7 protein-coding genes are annotated in these 7,693 nt (G+C 31.4%); 2 read left to right on the top strand and 5 right to left on the bottom strand.

From position 1 onward, the window contains the following. Positions 1-169: 169 nt before the first annotated feature. Complete coding sequence (cmk, locus tag CD150_RS09205) at positions 170-826, bottom strand: (d)CMP kinase (RefSeq protein WP_073342033.1); 657 nt, start codon at positions 824-826, stop codon at positions 170-172. A gap of 78 nt (positions 827-904) precedes the next feature. Here cmk and CD150_RS09200 point away from each other — a divergent pair, with 78 nt between their 5' ends. Next, complete coding sequence (locus tag CD150_RS09200) at positions 905-1,879, top strand: asparaginase (RefSeq protein WP_073342030.1); 975 nt, start codon at positions 905-907, stop codon at positions 1,877-1,879. 87 nt (positions 1,880-1,966) lie between these two features. On the opposite strand, the gene ypdA is transcribed toward CD150_RS09200, so the two are convergent. From ypdA to CD150_RS09180, 4 genes are all read right to left on the bottom strand, one after another. Beyond that, on the bottom strand, positions 1,967-2,953 hold the full coding sequence (ypdA, locus tag CD150_RS09195; protein ID WP_073342027.1) for a bacillithiol disulfide reductase YpdA: 987 nt from the start codon (positions 2,951-2,953) through the stop codon (positions 1,967-1,969). Positions 2,954-3,184: 231 nt separating this feature from the next. After that, positions 3,185-4,654 (bottom strand): LysM peptidoglycan-binding domain-containing protein, encoded by a 1,470-nt coding sequence (locus tag CD150_RS09190; RefSeq protein WP_307723951.1) that lies wholly within the window; start codon positions 4,652-4,654, stop codon positions 3,185-3,187. 147 nt (positions 4,655-4,801) lie between these two features. Further along, positions 4,802-6,181, bottom strand: coding sequence for a RecQ family ATP-dependent DNA helicase (locus tag CD150_RS09185; RefSeq protein ID WP_073342021.1), 1,380 nt, complete (start codon positions 6,179-6,181; stop codon positions 4,802-4,804). Then, entirely contained in the window at positions 6,168-7,133 is a 966-nt protein-coding gene (locus tag CD150_RS09180; protein WP_073342019.1) for a helix-turn-helix domain-containing protein, read from the bottom strand. The genes CD150_RS09185 and CD150_RS09180 overlap by 14 nt, the downstream gene beginning before the upstream one ends. A gap of 109 nt (positions 7,134-7,242) precedes the next feature. Between CD150_RS09180 and CD150_RS09175 the strand changes: the two genes are divergently transcribed. Beyond that, entirely contained in the window at positions 7,243-7,491 is a 249-nt protein-coding gene (locus CD150_RS09175) for a ferredoxin (RefSeq protein ID WP_019468351.1), read from the top strand. The last annotated feature ends 202 nt before the right edge of the window (positions 7,492-7,693 follow it).

Raw genomic sequence — 7,693 nt, 5'->3', positions numbered from 1 at the left:
TAGATAATAGTTTTAATATCAATAGCAATTTACATTGACTTATATGTAGTACCAGTTTTAAAAACCTACTACAATAATATACCCTGATTTTGATATTTTATAACTTTTTTACATAATTTTAACAAAAGGACTACAAAAAAAAATCAATAGATAATATGATTTTATGACTTTAGATATCTTCTACTAATGTCAAAATTTTATCAGTAACTTCTTCGATACTCATACCGGTAGTATCAATAGTTATTGCATCATCTGCTTTTTTCAAAGGAGATATTTCTCTATTCATATCATAGTGATCGCGTTCGGCTATTTCTTTTTTTAATTGTTCTACTGTTGATTGTATATCTCTTAGTTCGTTATCTTTTTGACGACGTAAAGCACGTTCTTCAACAGAGGCAATCATATATATTTTTAAATCAGCATCTGGCAACACAACCGTACCAATGTCTCTACCATCCATTACAATGCCTTTTTGCTGTGCCAACTCTTGTTGCTTTTCAACGGCAAATGAGCGCACTGATTCTTTTGAAGATACATAAGAAACATGATTTGTCACATCATTTTCTCTTAAATAATCTGTCACATCTTGATTGTCTAAAATGACTCTTTGTCCTTTTTCTTCGTCATAAGTTAATGAAAGTTCAGTTGATTCGACAAGTTCAGAAAAATTTTCTGTTTTATTTAATTGTAAATATTTATATGTTATAGCACGATACATTGCACCAGTATCTACATACACCATAGATAACTTGGCTGCCACAAGTTTTGCTATTGTACTCTTACCTGCAGCTGCAGGTCCATCAAGTGCGATATTTATTGGTTTCATTTTAGTAACCCTTCCTTGTTGTTTTATAATTAATATTTTATCATAAATATGTATTTTATAAATAGGAGGAATGCACACATGAAAAAACTTCTTGTCATACATACTGGCGGCACGATTAGCATGTCACAAGATGAATCGAACAAAGTTGTTACAAATAAAGACAATCCAATTTCTAATCATCAAAATATTATTAATCAATATGCTGATGTAACTGAAATAACACCTTTTAATGTACCATCTCCACACATGAATATTGCGTATGTGGAAACTTTAAAACAAATTATAAATCAATCTGAGGATCAAGATGATTATGATGGTTATGTGATTACACATGGTACTGATACACTAGAGGAAACAGCTTATTTATTAGATTTAACAATAGACACCTCAAAACCAATTGTAATCACGGGTGCGATGCGTTCTTCCAATGAAATTGGTGCAGATGGTTTATATAATTTTTTATCAGCAATTAGAGTTGCAATTAGTGATGAATCATTAAATATGGGTGTTATGGTCGTTTTTAACGATGAGATTCATACAGCTAGAAATGTAACGAAAACGCACACTTCTAATACGAATACATTTCAAAGTCCGAATCATGGTCCCTTAGGTGTGATTACAAAACAAAGTGTACAGTTTCATCATAAACCATTTGGGCATTTAGTATTGACTGATATCAATCAATCTTTAAATATCCCACTCGTGAAAGCGTATATGGGAATGAATAGCGATGTGCTTGCTTTTTACAGTAAAAAGCAAGTTGATGGGATTATAATAGAAGCGCTAGGTCAAGGCAATTTGCCACCTACATGTTTAGAAGGGTTGAATCAATGTTTAAATAACAATATTCCAGTTATACTTGTATCTAGATCGTTTAATGGTATTGTCGGTCCTATTTATGCTTATGAAGGTGGCGGTGCAACATTAGAACAAAAAGGAGTTATTTTCTCTAATGGATTAAATGGACAAAAAGCGAGACTGAAATTGTTAATCGGCTTAAGTAATCATTTAACTAAAGCACAATTAAAAAAGTATTTTGAAGCTCAATTATAAAAAAAAGAGTTGTGATAAGTAACGTTTTATCTTAAGAATATTGAAAGTATTCTAAAATAATAATCACTTATCCAGCTCTTTTTTATATTATGACTCTAAAGGCGTTTGCTTTTTAGATAAAATATTTTGAGTGATAATGCCACCATGATACTTACCATTTTCAATAAAAATCGTATTTGCATCATTACCTGCAGCAATCACGCCGGCGATATAACAATTTTCTACATTTGTTTCGTAAGTTTCTTTGTTATGAACTGGTGCTGTCCCATATTCATTTTCATTGATTTCAATTCCAATTGATTCTAAGAAATTATAGTCCGGATGATAACCAATCATTGCAAAAATGTAATCATTAGGAATCTCAATTATTTCTCCATCTTGCTCATAAATAACACTATCTTCAGTAATTTTTGTGACTTCAGCGTTAAAGGCCATGTTTATTTTTTCGTGTTTCACTAATGACTCAAAATTAGGTAAAATCCATGGTTTAACTGCTTTTGGATAGTCAGAACCACGATAGATAACTGTGACATGTGCACCAGCCTTTTCTAATTCCAATGCTGCATCAACTGCTGAGTTTTTGCCACCAATGATGACAACATTTTGATCAAAATAAGGGTGTGCTTCTTTGAAGTAATGTTTTACTTTTGGTAATTCTGCACCTTCTACTTCTAAAGTATTATGTTGACCATAATAACCAGTAGCTACGGTTAGAAATCGACACTGATAAACATCTTTCGTAGTAGTGAGTGTAAAACGATTATTAATTTTTTTAACAGTAAGGACTTCTTCGAAAGCATTGATACGCAGTTGATGATGTTTAACAACTTCTCTATAATACACTAATGCTTGATTACGACGTGGTTTGCTTTCTTCGACAATAAATGGAATGTCGCCAATACTTAATTTATCACTTGAAGAAAAGAATGTTTGATGTGTTGGATAGTTATAAATAGCATCCACAACATTTCCTTTTTCAATTACTAATGTATCAATCCCTTTTTTCTTTTGTTCAATAGCGGCACTTAAACCACATGGTCCACCGCCGATGATTATACTTTCTACTGTTTGCATAGTATTTGTCCTCCTTTAACCACCCATTTATTATACCAGTAGATTTAAAAAAACCAAGTGATAGATTTTGAAAATTTGTTTACAAAAATGACTAATTCATATAAAAGCTCCCTACAAAGTTTACTTTTTTAAGTGTCTACTTTGTAGGGAGCATATCAGGTTATGGATTAGTCCTTTTATAGGAACAGGCTCGATAATCAAGCTTCATTTTACTTGTAAAAGATGAATGTTTTATTGAGGAATAACTAATTGTTGTCCGTTATGAATATCATTACCTTGTAATCCATTTGCTTTTCTGATTTTTTCTACATTTTCAGGAGATCCGCTTCCATAGTATTGGATGGCTATTCTGTATAGATTTTGACCATTTACAGTATGTGTTCGTTGTCCTGAATTGTTGTTTGAAGATTGATTGTTTTGGCTGTTAGTTGCTTGACCTTGGTTTGCTGAATCATTACCTTGATTCGTAGCTTGATTATTTTGCTGTGATTGATCATTTTGTTGTGATTGATTATTTTGACTGTTCTGTGCATTTTGATCACTTTGGTTATTTTGGTCAGATTCAGTAGCTTGATTTTGATCGCTAGTAGCTGCATCGTCAGAATTAGAATCGCTTTGGTTTGAATTATCATTACTATCTGATTCAGCGTTATCGTCATTATTTGTATTTGCTTTATCACTATCATCGTCTTTGTTTTTGTCTGAATCTTTCTTGCTGTCCTTGTCTGAATCTGAGTCAGATTTTTTATCTTTGTTGTCCGCTACCTTTTTATCGTCGTTATTACTACTATCATCATTGTTGCCAGTTAATGCCATACCAGCAAAAATTCCGATTGCTGCTAAAATTAAAATTGCTGCTACGATTGGTAATATTTTTCCAAATAATCCGCCTTTTTTCTTGTTATTGTTGTTATCATCATTTGGATCGTTGTTGTGATTACCGTTACCATTATTTCCACCGGAGCCATTTCCATTCGAATGCGCAGCACTTGCTCCAGCGGCACCTGCACCAGCTGCGGCTGCTCCACCAGCTACGGCAGCGCCTTTTTTCTTGTTGTCTTTTGAATCATTACTTTTTTCAGAATTAGCTTCTTCAGTATGTTGATTTTTATTATTAGCACCTACGCTTGTAGCAGCATCACTTTTTTCGTTATCGTCTGAGGATGCATTGTTATCTTTAGCATGATCAGAATCATCTTTCTTGTCATGGTGTTTTTTTGCGGCATATGCACCTGCACCAGCTGCGGCTGCTCCGCCAGCTACGGCAGCGCCTTTTTTCTTATCATTTTTATCTTCAGATTGGTTATCTTCAGAAATGTCATGATCTTTTTCACTTCTATTTTGATTAATATTGTTATTTTCTGAAGGGTCTTGATTTTTATTGGTTTCATCCGCATCCGTCTTGGATGATGAATGTGTTTCCTGTTGTTGTTCACTGTCTTGTTGACTTGATGTATCATTTTTCTCATCAACAGGTGATTCATTTCCTTCATTTTGATGTGTTGCCGTATCTCTTCTACGTTGTCTTCTTTGGGCATTTCTTGGAGGGAATTGTTCGTCTTGTTTATCAGAAACTTCCTCTTTTACATTGTCAACGGAATCGTTAACAGAATCCTGTACATCATCTCGATGTTCTTTTGGATCAATAGATTGACGATTTTTCTCAAAATCATCTTTGAAATTATTATTAGACAAATTCATCATCCTTCCATCATTTAATTTTAGTATATACTGTTTTACCCTAAAAGCCAGTATATATGTATTAATTTTATATGAAAAACAAATAAAAATTTAGCGTATATCTAGTATTATAGCTTGATTGAAAAAGTGAAGTAAAGTATTTATCTTTTATTTGAATATATTTCGTAATTTTTCTTTAAAATCCATTTTTCTTTTTACTTTTTTTCTATTAATAATATTAATTGGTTTTAATTCTGTGTCATTATCACAGCACTGTGTTGGTTTTGTTGATAGATTTTCACCGAAAAACTCTACCATATATGACCTACGACATTGGTCTAAATTTTTATAACCTAACATTCGATAATAACCGCGTTGTTTTCTTTCAAATGCTGTTTTGAAAATAGTACGCAATTGTTCAATTTTAAAATTTCTACTTAGAACCTCTAATATTTCATTTTTTTCAGGTGGTAAAAACATACCTAATTCAAATGTGTTCACATCTTCTTCAGTAATTATATCTGCAAACAATAAGGTTTCTAATAGATAACTATCATCTGGTTGGTAAAGACTGATGGCTTGGCTAGAGTAGCCATCACGTCCTGCACGACCAATTTCTTGCATATAACTTGATGGACTTGTGGCTAGATGAAAATGTATGATGGTTCGTATATCTTTTTTATTTATCCCCATTCCAAAAGCACTTGTTGCAACAATAATTGGTATTTCATTATTTATAAATTGATGCTGTACAGTATGCCTTTCCTGATAGGTTAAGTCACCATGGTATATCCCTGTTAAAAAACCATATTGATAAATTGCTTTTGCTAAAGTTAGGCACATTTTTTTTGATGAAACATAGATAATAGTTGGACCTGATTGTTCTAACGTTGGAAGTAACCATTTTAACTTTTCATGATCATTTTCGAAATTTATGTGTGATAATGTAATATTTTCTCTATTCGTCGTTGTTTTCACAACAGTAAATGTTTTATTTAACATGTGATTTAAATCATATGTTAAATAAGGTGGTGCTGTAGCAGTCAAAGCAAGTATATTGGCTTTAGGAAAATAATTGATGATTTTCCCTACAAGTGCATAGTGTGGTCTGAAATCATAACCCCATTCAGATAAGCAGTGGGCTTCATCTAAAACGATTAAACCTAAATCTAGATGTTGTATAAGTTTAAAATTATGTGGTTGCAACATAAATTCGGGACTTAAAAATATAAAACGACTATGCTTTAAGTATTGTAAATTTTGTTTTTTTTCATTTTCATCTAATCCGGAATGTATGCATGAAACGTAATGCTCGCCTTGTAGTTTTAATTGCATAACTTGATCATCCATTAAGGATATTAACGGTGAGATGATGAGAGTGGGTTTTTGTTTGATATAGGTTGGTAATTGATAACATAAACTTTTTCCACTACCAGTCGGCAATATACCCAATGTATTTTCATCATTTAATACATGCTTTATAATTTCCTGTTGTCCAGGCTTAAATGTATCAAAGCCAAACCATTTTTTTAATTCATGATGTAACATTTAAATCACCTCTTTCAACACCGATGATTAATAGTTTAATTTCAAAGTAATTTAATTTTGGAAATTTCTCTTTGTAATTTCTTAATCTTTCGCTGCGATTTTCTACATAGTAACTTAGAAACTGCATATATGAATTATCATTTATAAATTCATCATATTGTGAAAGGTACCCTTTTATAAATAATTCTAGAATATGATCTTCAATTGTGTTTGATTTTACATTTTGTGTCTTAGCTAATTCGTTAAAGCTGAGACCTTTTTTAATACCTATGTAAGTTTCCTCTGTTTTAAAAAGCAACGTTGGTAAAATAATTAATTGATTTAAAATAGGATATTTAATCGCATTTTCCAATTCAAACATCATGATTACTAAATCATTCATTTCTAGTTCGAACAATTGTTGTTGCGAAATATTTTCTATTAAGCTGACTTGTTGTCTTGTATACATACTTTCTTTATAACCTTGTAAATAATAGTGCAAATACGTTTTACTATTTTTTTCAGAAATTGAAGAGAAAAGAAGATTTAATTCTTCATTTAATTTGCAAGATATATTCTTATTTTTAGCGCTGTTATATACTTTTTTAACTCTATGTTGAATTGTATTGTTGTGTGTAATAGGCACAAAATGTAATGAATCATGTGAAATATTCGAAATTGTTTGGGTTAATAATTGAAGTGCCTTAAAGGTGTTTAATAAACTATCATATGTATACCTTGGATGTGTACGAATCAATCGCGTACCATCAACATCCAGTTGTTCATTTTGAATATATCCAACAAATGATGGATATTTTAAGTTTGGTAAGCTATGATACAATGATAATAGTTGTTGGCTACAGGCGTCAAAAAAGGTTTGATGGGATTTTTTGCCTGTGATAATATTATATATGCTTTTTTCTGTTTTGTAATTATGTGCTTGCATTCGTGTAAAGCGAATTAAATTATACATGTGTGCTCCCTCATTTTATAAAACAAAAACATTTGATAAAATTTTAAACAGTAACTACAATACTAATTGTGTTATTAGTGTAGCATGTTTGTTAAAGGAGGCGAAGAGTTTGGCTAAATATACAATTGTGGATATGGATACATGCATTGCATGTGGTGCTTGCGGTGCTGCTGCTCCTGATATATATGATTACGACGATGAAGGTATCGCATACGTTATACTAGATGATAACCAAGGTACTGCGGAAGTACCAGAAGAATTATATGAAGACATGGAAGATGCTTTAGAAGGTTGTCCTACAGATTCTATTAAAATTGAAGAGGAATCTTTTGACGGAGACCCTCTAAAATTTGAATAATAAAATTAATCAAATAGATATTCATTTTTGCATGAAATGAATTTATAAAAGCTCAGTATATTCATTGTTTTAATGAAAAAGCTGAGCTTTTATTTTATGAAAAATAATCATTTATTAATTGTATTATGAAAATAAAACAAGTTGAAATATAGCATGTAAATCTCGCAATCAAAAATAAATGACTAATCCATATGAAATAGCT

This window comes from Staphylococcus ureilyticus, assembly GCF_002902235.1.
Lineage (GTDB): Bacteria > Bacillota > Bacilli > Staphylococcales > Staphylococcaceae > Staphylococcus > Staphylococcus ureilyticus.
Note: the sequence above shows the minus strand (reverse complement) of the source record. Positions and strands in the feature narration are given on the sequence as shown.

Excerpts from the sequence above, each read along its gene's own strand:
- cmk (WP_073342033.1), bottom strand. The coding sequence starts at position 826 with ATGAAACCAATAAATATCGCACTTGATGGACCTGCAGCTGCAGGTAAG.
- CD150_RS09200 (WP_073342030.1), top strand. The coding sequence starts at position 905 with ATGAAAAAACTTCTTGTCATACATACTGGCGGCACGATTAGCATGTCA.
- ypdA (WP_073342027.1), bottom strand. The coding sequence starts at position 2,953 with ATGCAAACAGTAGAAAGTATAATCATCGGCGGTGGACCATGTGGTTTA.
- CD150_RS09190 (WP_307723951.1), bottom strand. The coding sequence starts at position 4,654 with ATGAATTTGTCTAATAATAATTTCAAAGATGATTTTGAGAAAAATCGT.
- CD150_RS09185 (WP_073342021.1), bottom strand. The coding sequence starts at position 6,181 with ATGTTACATCATGAATTAAAAAAATGGTTTGGCTTTGATACATTTAAG.
- CD150_RS09180 (WP_073342019.1), bottom strand. The coding sequence starts at position 7,133 with ATGTATAATTTAATTCGCTTTACACGAATGCAAGCACATAATTACAAA.